The sequence below is a fragment of the Burkholderia sp. Ac-20349 genome (assembly GCF_017104865.1).
In the GTDB taxonomy this organism is placed as follows: Bacteria; Pseudomonadota; Gammaproteobacteria; order Burkholderiales; family Burkholderiaceae; genus Burkholderia; species Burkholderia aenigmatica.
Genome location: NZ_JAAGPM010000011.1, coordinates 19,325 through 35,180, shown reverse-complemented (window position 1 = coordinate 35,180; position 15,856 = coordinate 19,325). Strand labels below are relative to the sequence as shown.

General features: G+C 66.2%; 14 protein-coding genes. 8 read left to right on the top strand and 6 right to left on the bottom strand.

All coding sequences use genetic code 11. The features are described 5' to 3' along the window. The first annotated feature begins 102 nt into the window (after window positions 1-102). From rpmB to nadB, 3 genes are all read left to right on the top strand, one after another. A complete protein-coding gene (gene rpmB / locus G3N61_RS06090; RefSeq protein WP_004186391.1) occupies window positions 103-336 on the top strand; it encodes a 50S ribosomal protein L28 in 234 nt (77 codons plus the stop codon). Between the two features lie 17 nt (window positions 337-353). Further along, on the top strand, window positions 354-521 hold the full coding sequence (rpmG, locus tag G3N61_RS06085) for a 50S ribosomal protein L33 (RefSeq protein WP_006478046.1): 168 nt from the start codon (window positions 354-356) through the stop codon (window positions 519-521). Window positions 522-681: 160 nt separating this feature from the next. Then, on the top strand, window positions 682-2,268 hold the full coding sequence (gene nadB / locus G3N61_RS06080) for an L-aspartate oxidase (protein ID WP_089451146.1): 1,587 nt from the start codon (window positions 682-684) through the stop codon (window positions 2,266-2,268). A 94-nt stretch (window positions 2,269-2,362) separates the two neighbouring features. Here nadB and nadC read toward each other — a convergent pair whose 3' ends face one another. From nadC to purN, 6 genes are all read right to left on the bottom strand, one after another. Then, window positions 2,363-3,244: a carboxylating nicotinate-nucleotide diphosphorylase gene (gene nadC, locus G3N61_RS06075; protein ID WP_205821854.1), complete on the bottom strand. Its 882-nt coding sequence runs from the start codon at window positions 3,242-3,244 to the stop codon at window positions 2,363-2,365. Continuing rightward, on the bottom strand, window positions 3,241-4,377 hold the full coding sequence (gene nadA, locus G3N61_RS06070) for a quinolinate synthase NadA (RefSeq protein ID WP_043189988.1): 1,137 nt from the start codon (window positions 4,375-4,377) through the stop codon (window positions 3,241-3,243). The genes nadC and nadA overlap by 4 nt, the downstream gene beginning before the upstream one ends. Window positions 4,378-4,730: 353 nt before the next feature. Beyond that, a complete protein-coding gene (locus G3N61_RS06065) occupies window positions 4,731-5,924 on the bottom strand; it encodes an acyl-CoA desaturase (protein WP_039368179.1) in 1,194 nt (397 codons plus the stop codon). Window positions 5,925-6,145: 221 nt separating this feature from the next. Further along, entirely contained in the window at window positions 6,146-7,519 is a 1,374-nt protein-coding gene (locus G3N61_RS06060) for a mechanosensitive ion channel domain-containing protein (RefSeq protein ID WP_043189971.1), read from the bottom strand. Window positions 7,520-7,537: 18 nt separating this feature from the next. Next, entirely contained in the window at window positions 7,538-8,803 is a 1,266-nt protein-coding gene (locus tag G3N61_RS06055; RefSeq protein WP_175024835.1) for an RsmB/NOP family class I SAM-dependent RNA methyltransferase, read from the bottom strand. Then, window positions 8,800-9,462 carry a phosphoribosylglycinamide formyltransferase gene (gene purN / locus G3N61_RS06050; protein WP_043189977.1) on the bottom strand — a complete coding sequence of 221 codons (663 nt, stop codon included), beginning with the start codon at window positions 9,460-9,462 and terminating at the stop codon, window positions 8,800-8,802. The genes G3N61_RS06055 and purN overlap by 4 nt, the downstream gene beginning before the upstream one ends. Window positions 9,463-9,584: 122 nt before the next feature. Between purN and G3N61_RS06045 the strand changes: the two genes are divergently transcribed. The 5 genes from G3N61_RS06045 (at window position 9,585) to dut (ending at window position 15,803) form a co-directional block, all read left to right on the top strand. Further along, window positions 9,585-10,577, top strand: coding sequence for a bifunctional riboflavin kinase/FAD synthetase (locus G3N61_RS06045; RefSeq protein ID WP_089451150.1), 993 nt, complete (start codon window positions 9,585-9,587; stop codon window positions 10,575-10,577). A 104-nt stretch (window positions 10,578-10,681) separates the two neighbouring features. Further along, window positions 10,682-13,519 (top strand): isoleucine--tRNA ligase, encoded by a 2,838-nt coding sequence (gene ileS, locus G3N61_RS06040; RefSeq protein ID WP_089451151.1) that lies wholly within the window; start codon window positions 10,682-10,684, stop codon window positions 13,517-13,519. Between the two features lie 2 nt (window positions 13,520-13,521). Next, window positions 13,522-14,022 carry a signal peptidase II gene (gene lspA, locus G3N61_RS06035; RefSeq protein ID WP_089451152.1) on the top strand — a complete coding sequence of 167 codons (501 nt, stop codon included), beginning with the start codon at window positions 13,522-13,524 and terminating at the stop codon, window positions 14,020-14,022. 67 nt (window positions 14,023-14,089) lie between these two features. Further along, window positions 14,090-15,301, top strand: coding sequence for a bifunctional phosphopantothenoylcysteine decarboxylase/phosphopantothenate--cysteine ligase CoaBC (gene coaBC, locus G3N61_RS06030; RefSeq protein ID WP_205821853.1), 1,212 nt, complete (start codon window positions 14,090-14,092; stop codon window positions 15,299-15,301). Window positions 15,302-15,356: 55 nt separating this feature from the next. After that, window positions 15,357-15,803 carry a dUTP diphosphatase gene (dut, locus tag G3N61_RS06025; protein ID WP_089451154.1) on the top strand — a complete coding sequence of 149 codons (447 nt, stop codon included), beginning with the start codon at window positions 15,357-15,359 and terminating at the stop codon, window positions 15,801-15,803. Window positions 15,804-15,856: the final 53 nt, after the last annotated feature.

Here is a 15,856-nt window from a genome sequence, read left to right as displayed (position 1 = left end):
TAAGGGCTTCGGCGTTCTGAGTGCAGCCATGGATCACGTGGCGGTGCGATGGAACCTTCATCGGCGATCGAACCCCGAATTTAGCGTATTAGGAGTGCTCTCATGGCACGCGTATGCCAAGTAACTGGGAAAGCGCCGATGAGCGGCAACAACGTTTCCCACGCCAACAACAAGACCAAGCGTCGTTTCCTGCCGAACCTGCAAAACCGCCGGTTCTGGGTAGAGAGCGAAAACCGCTGGGTGCGCCTGCGCGTCTCGAACGCCGGCCTGCGCCTGATCGACAAGAACGGCATCGATTCCGTGCTCGCTGACCTGCGCGCACGCGGCGAAGCCTAAGCCCAAGGAGCACAATCATGGCAAAAGGCGCACGCGACAAGATCAAGCTCGAGTCGACCGCTGGTACGGGTCACTTCTACACGACCACGAAGAACAAGCGCAACATGCCGGAAAAGATGGCGATCAAGAAGTTCGATCCCGTCGTCCGCAAGCACGTTGAGTACAAAGAAACCAAGATCAAGTAATCTCCGGTTTCTGCCAGCCTGACGGCGACCGAAAAGCCCCGCACCTGCGGGGCTTTTTGTTTTGCGCGCACGCTCTGGCGCGACGCGGTATGCTCTCCTCTTTCCGCGGCCACGGCCGCCGGAACGCACAAGATCAAAAGCGTAACGATGGAGATGCAGCATGAAATTCGACGTGGCGATCGTCGGCAGCGGCCTGGCAGGGCTGTCGGTCGCACTCAATCTGGCCAGCACGCGACGTGTCGCGCTGATCGCGAAGCGGTCGATGATGGAGGGCGCGAGCGATAACGCGCAAGGCGGCATCGCGGCTGTCCTCGATTCGGCGGACAGCATCGAGAACCACGTCGACGACACGCTGGTCGCCGGCGGCGGCCTGTGCGACGAAGGCGCGACGCGCTACATCGTCGAGCACGGCCGCGAAGCGATCGAATGGCTGATCTCGCAGGGCGTGCCGTTCACGAAGGACGATGCGGCCGAACTCGGTTTCCACCTGACGCGCGAAGGCGGCCACAGTCACCGCCGGATCATCCACGCGGCCGACGCGACCGGCCATGCCGTGCTCGCGACATTGTCCGACCGCGCGCGCCAGCATCCGAACATCACGTTCTTCGAAAACCACCACGCGATCGACCTGATCACGTCGGACCGGCTCGGCCTGCCCGGCCGCCGCTGTCACGGCCTGTATGTGCTCGACGTCGACAACGACCGCACGATCACGATCGAAGCGCCGCATACGGTGCTCGCAACGGGTGGCGCCGGCAAGGTCTACCTGTACACGACGAACCCCGACACCGCGACCGGCGACGGCATCGCGATGGCGTGGCGTGCGGGCTGCCGCGTGTCGAACATGGAATTCATCCAGTTCCACCCGACCTGCCTGTTCCATCCGTATGCGAAGTCGTTCCTGATTTCGGAAGCCGTGCGCGGCGAAGGCGGCCTGTTGAAGCTGCCCGACGGCACGCGCTTCATGCCCGCACACGATCCGCGCGCCGAGCTTGCGCCGCGCGACATCGTCGCGCGCGCGATCGACTTCGAGATCAAGAAGCGCGGTATCGATTGCGTGTATCTCGACATCAGCCACCAGCCGGAAGCGTTTCTGCGCGAACACTTCCCGACGATCCACGCGCGCTGCCTCGAATTCGGCATCGACATCGCCAAAGAGCCGATTCCCGTCGTGCCGGCCGCGCACTACACGTGCGGCGGCGTCGTCACCGACCTCGCCGGGCGCACCGATCTCACCGGCCTGTATGCGGTCGGCGAAACGTCGTACACGGGGCTCCACGGCGCGAACCGTCTCGCGAGCAATTCGCTGCTCGAATGTCTCGTGATCGGCCGTGCGGCGGCCGAGGCGATCGAGGCGGCCGGCTTCGATGCCGAAACGCCGGCCACGCTGCCCGCGTGGGACGAGAGTCGCGTATCGGATGCGGACGAGGAAGTCGTCGTGGCGCACAACTGGGACGAGCTGCGCCGCCTGATGTGGAACTACGTCGGCATCGTGCGCACCGACAAGCGCCTCGAACGCGCGAAGCACCGGTTGTCGCTGCTGCGCGACGAGATCCAGGAGTACTACGCGAACTTCCGCGTGACGCGCGACCTGCTCGAACTGCGCAACCTCGTTGACGTGGCGACCCTGATCGTGAAGAGCGCGCACTCGCGCCGCGAAAGCCGCGGGCTGCACTACAGCCGAGACTGGCCGAACACGCTGCCGAAGGCACTGCCGAGCGTGCTTACGCCGCGCGCGCGTCGCTGAGCGGCCCTCCCCGGCTGCAGCCGGGGGCGCACAAGAAAAAGCCGTTGGCGTTTGCGCGCCAACGGCTTTTTTTGTCTGACTGGACGAGGTTCGGTCAGTCGACGATCCGCATCGAATAGTCGGTCGCGCGGACGTCCTTCGTCAGCGCGCCGATCGAGATGCGATCGACGCCCGTTTCCGCGAACGCGCGCACCGTGTCGAAATTGACGCCGCCGGATACTTCGAGCACGGCCTTGCCGTTCGCCACGTGCACCGCTTCGCGCATCATGTCGAGCGTGAAGTTGTCGAGCAGCACCGACTGCGCGCGATGCGCGAGCGCCGTGTCGAGCTGCGCGAGCGTCTCGACTTCGACCTGCACGGGCACGCCGGACTCCAGCGCGAACGCCGCATCGAGCGCTTCGCCGACACCACCTGCCGCCGCAATGTGGTTCTCCTTGATCAGGATGCCGTCGTACAGCGCGAGACGCTGGTTCTCGCCCCCGCCGACGCGCACCGCATACTTCTGCGCGAGCCGCAGGCCCGGCAGCGTCTTGCGCGTATCGAGGATCTTCGTGCGCGTGCCTTCGACGCGATCGACGTAGCGGCGCGTCGCGGTCGCGACGCCCGACAGCAACTGCAGGAAATTGAGCCCGTTGCGCTCGGCCGTCAGCAGCGCGCGCGCCGGTCCGTCGAGTTCGCAGACGGTCGAATCGGGCGTCATGCGGTCGCCTTCGCGATAGCGCCATTGCACGGTGATCGACGGATCGATCCGCGCGATCACGGCCTCGAACCACGGCACACCGCACAGCACGGCTTCCTCGCGCACGATGATGCGTGCACGGCGGTGCCCGCCGGCCGGCACGAGCCGCCCGGTCTGGTCGCCGGTACCGACGTCTTCCGCGATCGCATCGGCCACGTTGCGCGCGATCGCATCGTCGAATGCCGCGCCGTATTGCTCGCGGACGATGTCGAACAGCGGGGATACAGCCTGACTCATGCAGCCCCCACGTTCGCAAACAGTTGCTGGTCGTGCTGCAGATCGCCGCTCGCCTGCACGCGCTTCTTGTGCGCCGCTGCGAAATCGAGCATCCGGTCGATCGGCAGGCGTGCGCGCTCACCGATCGCGGGATCGACGAAGATCTCGTTGTGACCGCGTTCGAGCACGTCGGCGAGGTTCGCGAGGCCGTTCATCGCCATCCACGGGCAGTGCGCGCAGCTCTTGCAAGTTGCGCTATTGCCGGCCGTCGGCGCGGCGATGAAGGTCTTGCCGGGCGCGGCCAGCTGCATCTTGTGCAGGATGCCGAGATCGGTGGCGACGATGAAGTGCGTCGCGTCGAGCTTGACGGCCGCGTCGATCAGTTGCGTGGTCGAGCCGACCACATCGGCCTGCGCGACGACGTTTTCCGGCGATTCGGGGTGGACGAGCACCTTCGCGTCCGGATACTCGGCGCGCAGCAGGTCGAGTTCGATACCCTTGAACTCGTCGTGAACGAGGCACGAGCCTTGCCACAGCAGCATGTCCGCGCCGGTTTTCTTCTGGATGTAGCTGCCGAGATGGCGATCCGGCGCCCAGATGATCTTCTCGCCGCGTGCGTGCAGGTCGGCCACGATCTCGAGGCCGATCGACGACGTGACCATCCAGTCCGCGCGCGCCTTCACGGCCGCGCTGGTATTCGCATAGACGACGACGGTGCGGTCGGGATGCGCGTCGCAGAATGCCGAGAATTCGTCGACCGGGCAGCCGAGATCGAGCGAGCAGGTCGCGTCGAGGTCGGGCATCAGGATCCGCTTGTTCGGGCTCAGGATCTTTGCGGTTTCGCCCATGAAGCGCACGCCGGCGACGACCAGCGTCTGCGCGTCGTGATCGCGGCCGAAGCGGGCCATTTCGAGTGAATCGGCGACGCAACCGCCGGTTTCGTCGGCGAGTTCCTGCAACTCGGCATCGACGTAGTAATGCGCGACCAGCACGGCCTTTTCACGCACGAGCAATGCCTTGATGCGCTCCTTCAGCGCAACCCGCTCTTCGGCGGACGGTGCGTCGGGCACCTTGGCCCACGCCTGTCCCACGCCGCACACGGTCCCGGCTGCAACGGGCCGATCGTATTCGACGGGTTTGATCGTCGACTGCATCTCCATATCTCCTGTCGGCGGGAGTTAGTGCTTTAGCACTTACTCCCGCCCCATGCTTCGCGGTCGGCGGGAGTTAGTGCTTCAGCACTTACTCCCACCCCATGCTTCGCGGTCGACCAGAGTTAGTGCTTTAGCGCTTACTCTGATCCCATGCTTCGCGGTCGACCAGAGTTAGTGCTTCAGCACTTACTCCGATCCCATCCCCTGCGTTCGCCCCGGAACAACGCTTCCACGCTGCCCCAAGCCTCATACGAATCCGGCCCTGCCGATCACCGTTCAAAAACCGGCGGACCAAATAAAAAACCCCGCCAACGCGGGGTTTTTGACGTCCTTAGATTCTAATCGATTTCGAATCAGGCGTAGCGGCGCAGGCGCGTCGCGAATTCCTGCAGCGCCTTGATGCCGCTTTGTTCTGCGCGATGGCACCAATCCTGCAATTGCGCGAGCAGCTGTTCGCGCGATGCGGTCGAGCGATCCCAGATCGCGGCGAGATCCTGGCGCAGCTGGAAGTACGTTTGCAGCTTCTGGCTGTTCGCGAAGATTTCCGGCAGCAGCTTCTTCTGCGGCTCGTCGAGGCCGTCGGCATCCTTGTGGAACCACTTGCGCGCGCCACGCATCATCTGGTACTTCTCGCCGCCGATTTCCTTCAGGTGCGCGAGCTCCTGACGGTACGCACGCTTCACGGCCTTGCCGTAGCGCGCCATCACTTCGTAGCGGTTCGACAGCACGGCCTGCAGCGTTTCCTGGTCGAGCACCGTCTTCGGCTTGTTCAGGCGCGGCGTCGGCGCAACCTTCTTCACCTTCGCGAGACCGAACGCCGACATGATTCGGATGTACATCCAGCCGATGTCGAACTCGTACCACTTGTTCGACAGCTTCGCCGACGTCGCGAACGTGTGGTGGTTGTTGTGCAGTTCTTCGCCGCCGATCACGATGCCCCACGGGAACAGGTTCGTGCTCGCGTCGGCCGAGTTGAAGTTGCGATAACCCCAGAAGTGACCGAAGCCGTTGACGACGCCAGCCGCCCAGAACGGAATCCAGACCATCTGCACGGCCCACACGGTCAGGCCGATCACGCCGAACAGCGCGACGTCGATCACCATCATCAGGCTGATGCCGAGAATCGGGTACTTCGAATAGACATTGCGCTCGACCCAGTCGTTCGGCGTGCCGTGGCCGAACTTGCGCATCGTCTCTTCATTCTTCGCTTCCGCGCGATACAGCTCGGCGCCTTCGAGGAACACCTTCCAGATGCCGCGCGTCTGCGGGCTGTGCGGATCTTCCTCGGTCTCGCACTTCGCATGGTGCTTGCGGTGAATCGCGGCCCACTGGCCGGTCAGCATGCCGGTCGTCATCCACAGCCAGAGGCGGAAGAAGTGGCTCGCGATCGGATGCAGCTCAAGCGCGCGGTGCGCCTGGCAACGGTGCAGGTAGACCGTCACGCCGATGATCGTGACGTGCGTGACGGCGAGCGCGAACAGCGCGACCTGCCACCACGAAAAATGCAGGAGCCCGTGGGAAAGAAAATCGAGCAGGGAATTCAACAAGGCAGTTACCTGTGATGAGAGCGACGCCGGCCCGCGCCAAGCGTCAGAAAAATGAAAGCATACCGCGTGTAGACCAGAATTTTACTTCAACCGTTCCAAGTCTTTGTAAAAAATGAACATTTTCTTGCCCTGACGCAACAAGCGCAGTCCATGGGCGGACTTGGAAAGGCCCGCGATCCGGTTCCGACCGCGGGGTCGATACGATTGACGGCCGGCGTGCGCTACGCAGCCGGTGCGCGCCCGTCCACCGCGCCGTTGCCGGCCGCCGGATCGAGCCCGGCCGCGGCAGGAAAACCGTCAGGCAACCCGACGACGCGCACTTCGCGCTGCGGGAACGGAATCGAAATCCCGTGCTCGCTGAACAGGCGCCAGATGTTGCGGTTCACGCTCGAACGCACGCCGGACGTGCCTTTCGCCGAATCCTCGATCCAGAAACCGAGCTCCAGGTCGATCCCGTCCGCCCCGAAACTCACCAGATACGGGGTCGGAGCGGGCTCCGCCAGCACGCGCGGCACGCCCTTCGCCGCATCGGCGAGCAGCGTGAGCGCATGCTCGACGTCGCTCGTGTACGCGACCTGCACCGCGACCTTCGCGTAGCCGCGCGTCAGGTATGACGACTGGTTCTGCACGACGTCGGTGATCAGCTTCTCGTTCGGGATCAGCGTCTCGTTGCCGTCGAGGCCACGCACGACCGTATAGCGCGTGCGGATCTGCGTGACGATGCCCTGCAGCCCGCCGACGCTGATCGCATCGCCGAGCCGCAGCGAGCGGTCGAGCAGGATGATGAAGCCCGACACGTAGTTGCTGGCGATCTTCTGCAGCCCGAAACCGAGGCCGACACCCACCGCACCGCCGAACACGCCGAGCACCGTCACGTCGATACCGACCAGCGACAGCCCGATCAGGATCGCCGCGAACACGAGCAGCGCGCGGCCGACCCGCGACAGCACGACCTTCAGGTTCGCGTCGAGCGTGCTCGCGCGCGTGAGGCGATCCTCGAGCACCGAACCGAGCCACATCGCGACCATCAGCGTCACGCACACCCACAACGCGCCCGAGATCACCGACAGCAGCGTGAGATGCGCATTGGCGACACGGAACTGCACGCTGTCGAGCCAGCCGAGCACGTCGCGCTGGATGCCGAGCACCGTCAGCACCATCGCGGCCCACACGACGGTCGACACGATCTTCTCGACGATCGACAGCCACGCATGCGTGTGGCCGTCGCGCGCGAACACGCGCCGCGCAAAGAAGAACAGCACGTAGATCGACCCGATGCCGAACAGCGGCACGAGCGCAAGCGACAGCAGCGACGTCGACATGAACGGGTCGAACGCGAGCTGCGCAGCGCCGACGAACACGCTGCCGAACAGCGGAAACAACGCGCGCTTCAGGCTTTGCGCGCCCGCGCCGGGCGCGCGGCCAGCCGCGCGGCGACGCGCATCGATGCGGCCGTGCACGAAGCGCGCGGTCACCCACGCGAAGCACAGCGCGCCGACGAGGATCGCCGCCTGCCAGATCATCACCGGCTGGTGGAAGTCACGAATGACCGATGCCAGCCGGTGCGACAGCAGGCGGCTCTGCAGATTTTCCATCGTCCGTCCGGGCAGTCGTTACTGCGCGGCGCGCCGTTCGAGCACCGCGGCGAAGAAGCCGTCGGTCGCGTGACGATGCGGCCACAGCGACAGGTAGTCGCCCGTCTCCAGCTCGATGCGCTGGTCGGCCAGCACCTGCTGCGCCGGCACCAGCACGAAATCGGGATGATCGGCCAGGAACTGTTCGACGATGCGTTCGTTCTCGGCGTCGAGCACGCTGCAGGTCGCGTAGACGAGCCGGCCGCCCTTCTTCACGAGACGCGCGGCGCTCGCGAGGATCGACGCCTGCTTCGGCGTCAGCTCGTCGATCGCCGAGCGCGTCTGGCGCCACTTCAGGTCCGGGTTGCGGCGCAGCGTGCCGAGGCCGCTGCACGGCGCGTCGACCAGCACGCGGTCGATCTTGCCGGCGAGCCGCTTGATCTTCGCATCGTGTTCGCTGTCGATCAGCACCGGGTTCACGTTCGACAGCCCGCTGCGCGCGAGGCGCGGCTTCAGCTTCGCCAGGCGCTTTTCCGACACGTCGAACGCATAGAGACGCCCGGTCGAGCGCATCATCGCGCCCAGCGCGAGCGTCTTGCCGCCCGCGCCCGCGCAGAAATCGACGACCATCTCGCCGCGGCGCGGCGCGACCAGCGAGCACAGCAACTGGCTGCCTTCGTCCTGCACCTCGATCGCGCCTTCCTCGAACAGCCTCAGGCGCGTCAGCGCCGGCTTGCCGACCACGCGCACGCCGAACGGTGAAAACGGTGTCGCGCCCGCATCGATGCCTTCCGCGCGCAACCCGTCGATTACCTGATCACGGCTGGCCTTCTGCGCGTTGGCACGCAGGTCGAGCGGCGCCGGGTAGTTCAGCGCGGCGGCGAGCTGTGCAAGCTCCTCGCCATCGAAACGGGCCGACAGTGCCTGGTGGATCCAGTCGGGCAGGTTCGAGCGAATGCGCACCGGCAGGCTCGCCGGATCGATCTTCGACACGTGCTCGAGCCATGCGGACTCGGTGTCGGACAGGAACGGCCTCAGCGCGTTGCGGCCGACCGTCTGCATCAGGCCGAGCAGCGTGAGGCGCCGCGCGGGCGTACCGGTGCCGCTTTCGGCAAGATGCGAAAACTCCATCTTCCGGCGCAGCACCGCGAACACCGCTTCGGCGATCACGCCGCGCTCGGCATGCCCGAGCTTCGGGTGCGCGCGGAAAAACCGGCTCGTCGTCGCATCGGCGGGGCCGGCGAACTTCAGCACCTCGGCCAGCAAAGTTTCGGTCTGGCCAATCAGGAATCCGTGCAGCTTCATACGCCCTCACTCGTTTCGGTATGCGGTTGATCCGCGAAAATCCAGCGCGCCTCTTCCGGCGCCACCACTGCACGGCCGTTCTCGAGGCGCAGACGCCCCTCGACGAACCAGCGCACCGCGCGCGGATACAGCACATGCTCGACCGTCAGCACGCGCTGCGCGAGCGCGGCCGCGTCGTCGCCCGCGCGCACGGGCACCGCGCCCTGCGCGACGATCGCGCCGCTGTCGAGCTCGGGAATCACGAAATGCACGCTCGCGCCATGCAGCGCGACACCCGCGTCGAGCGCCTGCTGGTGCGTGTGGATGCCCTTGAAGCTCGGCAGCAGCGACGGATGGATGTTCAGCAGCCGGCCTTCATATCGTCTGACGAATGCGGGCGTGAGGATGCGCATGAAGCCGGCGAGGACCACGAGATCGGGCGCGAATCGGTCGATCTCGGCGGCCAGCGCCGCGTCGAAGCTGTCGCGGCCATCGAACGACCGGTGGTCGACCACCGCCGTCGCCACCCCGTGCGACGCGGCAAATGCCAGGCCGGCCGCGTCGGGCCGGTTGGCGATCACGGCGGCAACCTCGGCCGGCCAGCGTTCCTGCGCGCACGCGCGGACGATGGCCTCCATGTTGCTGCCGCGACCGGAAATCAGGATCACGAGTTTTTTCATTCGCGAATTTTACCATTCGCCCCCGCGTTTCCCCCCTTCTCGGCCGCCGGCCCGCCCGAACGTTTATAATCTTCTGCTTTGCGGCATCCCACCGCCCATTCCCCGACGCTGCATCCGCTATCGTGAAAGTCTTCCGCGGCCTGCCCAACGCCGAGAGCCGCGCCCCGTGCGCGCTGACGATCGGCAACTTCGACGGTGTCCATCGCGGCCACCAGGCCCTGCTCGCGCGCGTGCGCGCGGCAGCGGACGCGCGCGGCCTGCCCGTGTGCGTGATGACGTTCGAGCCGCACCCGCGCGAATTCTTCAACCCGGCCGGCGCGCCGCCGCGCATCGCGATGCTGCGCGACAAGCTCGAGGCGTTGCGCGATCACGGCGTCGACCGCGTGGTCGTCGAGCACTTCAACCACACGTTCGCGAGCCAGTCGCCGCAAACGTTCGTCGAACGCACGCTGGTGAACGGGCTGCACACGCGCTGGATGATGGTCGGCGACGATTTCTGCTACGGCGCGAAACGCGCGGGCACCTTCGACACGCTGAAGGCAGCCGGCGCGCAGTACGGTTTCGAGGTCGAGCAGATGGGTACGGTGGCCGGCAGCGACGGCACGCGCATCTCGAGTTCGGGCGTGCGCGCCGCGCTCGCGGCCGGCGATCTCGACGCGGCCGCGCAGGCGCTCGGCCACGGCTACGCGATCAGCGGCCACGTCGCGCACGGGCTGAAGCTCGGCCGTGACCTCGGCTTCCCGACGCTGAACATACCGATCGCCCACAAGCGGCCGGCGCTCGCGGGCATCTTCGTCGTGCAGGTGCACGGCCTCGGCCCGGCCCCGCTGCCGGGCGTCGCGAGCCTCGGCCTGCGCCCGACCGTCGACGATTCGGGCCGCGTGCTGCTCGAAGTCCACCTGCTCGACTGGCACGGCGATGCGTACGGCAAGCTCATCCGCGTCGAATTCCTGAAGAAGCTGCGCGACGAGGCGAAATTCGACGATCTCGAGGCGCTGTCGCGCGCGATTGCGCTGGACGTCGCGAATGCGCGCGCGTACTTCATCGAGCGCGACCGTGCGCCGGGCAGCCGCGCCACGGGCTTCTCGACGTCGGCCACCGACCGAATTAGCTGATCCGGACGGCGGCGCCCTGCGCCGCACCCTCGCGCCGCTCACTCGCGCGCACTCCCGATTCACGACGCTCGCGCGTCCCCCGAGATTTAGATAGCGATCCCATCATGAGCAACAAGAAAGCCGATTCGAAACCGCAGGCCAAGTATCCGGTCAACCTGCTCGACACGCCGTTCCCGATGCGCGGCGACCTGCCCAAGCGCGAGCCGCAGTGGGTCAAGGAATGGGAAGAGCGCGGCCTCTACGAGAAGATCCGCGCGGCCAGCGCTGGCCGGCCGAAGTTCATCCTGCACGACGGCCCGCCGTATGCGAACGGCGACATCCACCTCGGTCACGCCGTCAACAAGATCCTGAAGGACATCGTCGTCAAGTCGCGCAACATGGCCGGCTTCGACGCGCCGTACGTGCCGGGCTGGGACTGCCACGGGATGCCGATCGAGATCCAGATCGAGAAGCAGTTCGGCAAGTCGCTGCCGGCGGCCGAAGTGATGAGCAAGGCGCGCGCGTACGCGACCGAGCAGATCGAAAAGCAGAAGGTCGGCTTCAAGCGCCTGGGCGTGCTCGGCGACTGGGCCAATCCGTACAAGACGATGAACTTCCTCAACGAGGCGGAAGAGATCCGCGCGCTCGGCAAGATCATCGAGAAGGGTTATGTGTATCGCGGGCTGAAGCCGGTGAACTGGTGCTTCGACTGCGGCTCGGCGCTCGCCGAAGCGGAAGTCGAGTACAAGGACCGCACCGATCCGACGATCGACGTGATGTTCGCGTTCGCGGAACCGGAAAAGACCGCGCAAGCGTTCGGCCTGCCGGCCCTGCCGCGCGCCGAAGGCGGCATCGTGATCTGGACCACCACGCCGTGGACGATCCCGGCGAACCAGGCGCTGAACCTCCATCCGGAAATCGTCTACGCGCTGGTCGACACCGAGCGCGGGCTGCTGATCATCGCGGAAGAGCGCGTCGAAGCATGCATGACCGACTTCAAGCTGACCGGCCGCGTCATCGCGACGACGCCGGGCGTGAAGCTCGCGAACCTGCGCTTCCACCACCCGCTCGCGTCGGCCCACCCCGGCTACAAGCGCACCTCGCCCGCCTACCTCGGCGACTACGTGACGACCGACACGGGTACCGGCGTCGTGCACTCGTCGCCCGCGTACGGCATCGAGGACTTCGTGTCCTGCAAGGCGCACGGGATGACCGATGCGGACTTCATCAACCCGGTGATGGGCGACGGCCGCTATATCGAATCGCTGCCGCTGTTCGGCGGCCTGTCGATCTGGGACGCGAACCCGAAGATCATCGAGGCGCTGAATGCGGCCGGCTCGCTGCTGCGCAGCGAGAAGTACACGCACAGCTACATGCACTGCTGGCGCCACAAGACGCCGATCATCTACCGCGCGACGTCGCAGTGGTTCGCCGGCATGGACGTGACGCCGCGCGACGGCGGCAAGACGCTGCGCGAAACGGCGCTCGAAGGCGTCGACGCGACCGCGTTCTACCCGTCGTGGGGCAAGCAGCGCCTGTTCAGCATGATCGCGAACCGTCCCGACTGGACGCTGTCGCGCCAGCGCCAATGGGGCGTGCCGATGGCGTTCTTCGTGCACAAGGAAACCGGCGAGCTGCACCCGCGCACGCTCGAGCTGCTCGAGGAAGTCGCGAAGCGCGTCGAGCAGTCGGGCATCGAGGCGTGGCAGACGCTCGACCCGCGCGAGCTGATCGGCGACGACGCGAACCTGTACGAAAAGAACCGCGACACGCTCGACGTGTGGTTCGACTCGGGCACGACGCACTGGCACGTGCTGCGCGGCTCGCACAAGGATCAGCTGCAGTTCCCGGCCGATCTCTACCTCGAAGGTTCGGACCAGCACCGCGGCTGGTTCCACTCGTCGCTGCTCACGGCGTCGATGATCGACGGCCGTGCGCCGTACAAGGGCCTGCTCACGCACGGCTTCACGGTCGACGGCGAAGGCCGCAAGATGAGCAAGTCGCTCGGCAACGGCATCGACCCGCATGAAGTCGCGAACCGCCTCGGCGCGGAAATCATCCGCCTGTGGATCGCGTCGACCGACTATTCGGGCGAGCTCGCGATCTCCGAGGAAATCCTGAAGCGCGTGACCGAAGGCTATCGCCGCATCCGCAACACGCTGCGCTTCCTGCTCGCGAACCTGTCGGACTTCGACTTCGCCCAGCACGCGGTACCGGTCGAGGAATGGCTGGAAATCGACCGCTATGCGGTCGCGTTCTCGCAGCAACTGCAGACGGAGCTGCTCGGCCACTACGAGAAGTACGAGTTCCACCCGGTCGTCGCGAAGCTGCAGACGTACTGCTCGGAAGATCTCGGCGGCTTCTACCTCGACGTGCTGAAGGACCGCCTGTACACGAGCGCGGCCGATTCGCGCGCCCGCCGCTCCGCACAGACGGCGCTGTATCACCTGACGCACGGCCTGCTGCGCGTGCTCGCACCGTTCCTGTCGTTCACGGCGGAAGAAGCGTGGAAGGTGTTCCAGCCGGCCAGCGACACGATCTTCACGGAAACCTACTACGCGTATCCGGAAGTCGCCGGCTCCGCCGCGCTGATCGAGAAGTGGGCGCTGCTGCGCGATGTGCGCGGCAACGTGACGAAGGCGCTCGAGGAAGCGCGCACCGCGAACCGCATCGGTTCGTCGCTGCAGGCCGAAGTTGCGGTGCACGCGAGCGGCGCTCGCTACGACGCGCTCACGAGCCTCGGCGACGATCTCAAGTTCGTGCTGATCACGTCGGCTGCGACGGTCGTCAAGGTCGACGACGAAGCGCAGGAAAGCGTCGACGTGGCCGCGTCGAAGTACCAGAAGTGCGAGCGCTGCTGGCACTACCGCGAAGATGTCGGCGCGCACGCCGATCATCCGACGCTGTGCGGCCGCTGCTTCTCCAACCTGTTTGAAAACGGCGAAATCCGGAGCGCTGCTTAACTATGGCGAAAACCCTGTCGAAACCGGCCAGCGGCGCGCTTGCGCCCTGGCTCGGCATTTCGCTGATCGTGATCCTGTTCGACCAGTTGTCGAAGATCTCGATCCTGAAAACGTTCGTGTACGGCGCGCAGCACGAGCTGACGTCGTTCTTCAATCTCGTGCTGGTGTACAACCGCGGCGCCGCGTTCGGCTTCCTGTCGACCGCGGGCGGCTGGCAGCGCTGGGCGTTCACCGCGCTCGGCATCGCCGCGACGCTCGTGATCTGCTTCCTGTTGAAGCGTCACGGCCAGCAGCGTATGTTCAGCCTGTCGCTCGCCCTGATCCTCGGCGGCGCACTCGGCAACGTGATCGACCGGCTCGTCTACGGCCACGTGATCGACTTCCTCGATTTCCATCTCGGCGCCTGGCACTTCCCGGCGTTCAACCTCGCCGATTCCGCGATTACGATCGGCGCGGTGCTGCTGATCTACGACGAACTGCGTCGCGTGCGCGGCTCACGCTAAGCGCGCATACTCGGCGTCGACGGCCGGCTTCGCGCCGGCCGTTCCGTTCGACCCTTGGAGGCCTGAGTTGGCACACGCAGAACTCGCTGGAAAACACCTCGTTCTCGGCCTGACGGGCGGCATCGCCTGCTACAAGATCGCCGAGCTCACCCGGCTGCTCACGAAGGCTGGCGCGACCGTCCAGGTCGCGATGACCGAAGCCGCGACCCAGTTCATCACGCCCGTCACGATGCAGGCGCTGTCGGGCCGGCCCGTCTACACGAGCCAGTGGGACGCGCGCGTCGACAACAACATGGCGCACATCGACCTGTCGCGCGAAGCCGACGCGATCGTGATCGCGCCCGCGTCGACGGATTTCCTCGCGAAGCTCGCGCACGGGTTCGCGGACGATCTGCTGTCCACGCTGTGCGTCGCACGCGACTGTCCGTTGCTCGTTGTCCCCGCAATGAACCGCCAGATGTGGCAGAACCCGGCCACGCAGCGCAACGCCGCGCAACTGCGCGCGGATGGCGTGTCGGTGCTCGGCCCGGATTCGGGTACGCAGGCGTGCGGCGAAGTCGGCGACGGCCGCATGCTCGAGCCCGAGGCGATCTATGAAGCGATCGTCGCGCACTTCGCGCCGAAGGTGCTCGCGCACCGGCGCGTGCTGATTACCGCCGGCCCGACGTTCGAGCCGCTCGACCCGGTGCGCGGCCTCACGAACCGCTCGAGCGGCAAGATGGGCTTCGCGCTCGCGCGCGCCGCGCAGCAGGCTGGCGCCGACGTGCATCTGGTCGCGGGGCCGGTGGCGCTCGACACGCCGTGGGGCGTCTACCGCCAGGACGTGCAGACGGCCCAGCAGATGTACGACGCGGTCATGCATGCCGTCGCCGATGCCGACATCTTCATCGCGGTGGCCGCGGTCGCCGACTGGCGCGTTGCGCAGCCGGCCGAGCACAAGATGAAGAAGACGGCCGACCACAAGGTGCCCGCGCTCGCGTTCGTCGAGAACCCCGACATCCTCGCGTCGGTCGCGGCGCTGCCCGATCCGCCGTTCTGCGTCGGGTTCGCGGCGGAAAGCGGCGACCTCGACGTGCACGGCGACGAGAAGCGCAAGCGCAAGAACGTGCCGCTGCTCGTCGGCAACCTCGGCCCGCTGACGTTCGGCCGCGACGACAACGAAGTCGTGCTGTTCGAGGCCGCCGGCCTCACGCGCCTGCCGCGCGCACCGAAGGACGAACTCGCGCACACGCTCGTCGCGGAAATCGCGAAGCGCCTGCCCGACAACCGCCTGATCTGATCTCCCGCGCGGCGGCCGTCGCTGCCGCGCCCTTCCCGACCCATCCGACGACCGCATGAAACTCGACCTGAAGATTCTCGACGCGCGCATGCGCGACTACCTGCCCGCCTACGCGACCACCGGCAGCGCGGGCCTCGACCTGCGTGCGTGCCTCGATGCGCCGCTGACGCTGAAGCCGGGCGAAACGGCGCTCGTGCCGACCGGCCTCGCGATCCATCTCGCCGATCCCGGCTACGCGGCGCTGATCCTGCCGCGCTCGGGCCTCGGCCACAAGCACGGCATCGTGCTCGGCAACCTCGTCGGCCTGATCGATTCCGATTACCAGGGCCAACTGATGATCTCGACGTGGAACCGCGGCCAGACCGAGTTCGTGCTGAACCCGTTCGAGCGCCTCGCGCAGCTCGTGATCGTGCCGGTCGTGCAGGCGCAGTTCAACATCGTCGACGACTTCGCCGAAAGCGATCGTGGCGAGGGCGGCTTCGGCAGCACCGGCCGTCACTGAACGACGCAACGAAAAAGGGGCCTCCTGGAAGGCCCCTTTTTCTTTTCCTTCGC